At 56.0% G+C, this 946-nt stretch carries 1 protein-coding gene; it reads left to right on the plus strand.

Annotation, left to right across the window (positions count from 1 at the left end; translation table 11 throughout):
- Positions 1–76: 76 nt before the first annotated feature.
- The gene (locus tag F7R02_RS25585; RefSeq protein WP_151210331.1) at positions 77–454 is read left to right on the plus strand and encodes a hypothetical protein; all 378 of its coding nucleotides are present in this window, start codon (positions 77–79) and stop codon (positions 452–454) included.
- Positions 455–946 lie beyond the last annotated feature (492 nt).

Raw genomic sequence — 946 nt, forward strand, 5'->3', positions numbered from 1 at the left:
GGCTGGCTGGCCTGCTCAACCGCGCCACGCTTGAACTCGGCAGTGAACTTCCTGCGCTTTGACATGAACACTCCTCATGGCCTTGATCGGCCTTCTTGTAAGTGTCCGTGAAAACGGGGGTGAACCCTATCCTGGTGCTCGCAAGATCGACGGATTGATCCAGATGCCGCTTGAAGCGTTGGCCGAGATCTTGGATCCAGCGCCCGCACCTCAGCCGGTCGCCCCCACCATCACCTCTTCATCCTCGCGACGACGATCCGCCATTGGGCCGCGTCTGGGTTTCGTGCGGGCGGCAAGCTTCTGGGAGCAAGTGATGGGGGCCATTGGCGAGCAGGAATTGGCCGATGAGCTGGGTGAAGTGGCTGTAATGATGTTGCAGGAGCTTCGCTACGAGGAAGCCAAGGCCAGAGCTGAGCAGGTGCGAAACGAGCTGTATTCAAATTCTGGACGATAGAATTGGGGTTTTTATGTAAGGCCACCGCAGGGTATGCTGCTTGAATTCCTTGCAACAGTGGTAGTAGGTTCAGGCACCAAAGGCTCGTCTTGATTCTTTTCATCGACGGGACAAATTTCTCACTCCCCGCGATGAGTTCACGATAATTAGCAGGGTTCGGAAATGCCTCAGGTTTCGCTTTCGCAGCAGTTTTCACTCAACGCTATCGAAGAAGCGCTATGCGAAGTGCGGGCATCACCCGCCCAACATCTATCTGTTGCGAAAGATTATGCATCTAAGCGCCATGGGCCGCTTCGAGATGCTGCTCGGTTACAGCTTTTGGCGACATGGGCGCGCACTTCGCCCGGTAAGCGTTTGGTCTTTAGGGAAGCTCTGAACAACGCACCACAGATACGCGACACTACCCGCCTCATCATGTAGAGGATCATCTATGCAGCTGACGTTCGGTGACGCTGAGGGCCTGGGCAAGCGCAAGCAGACCCGGCGCGAGAT

The sequence above is a fragment of the Xanthomonas cissicola genome (assembly GCF_008801575.1).
GTDB classification, from domain to species: domain Bacteria; phylum Pseudomonadota; class Gammaproteobacteria; order Xanthomonadales; family Xanthomonadaceae; genus Xanthomonas; species Xanthomonas cissicola.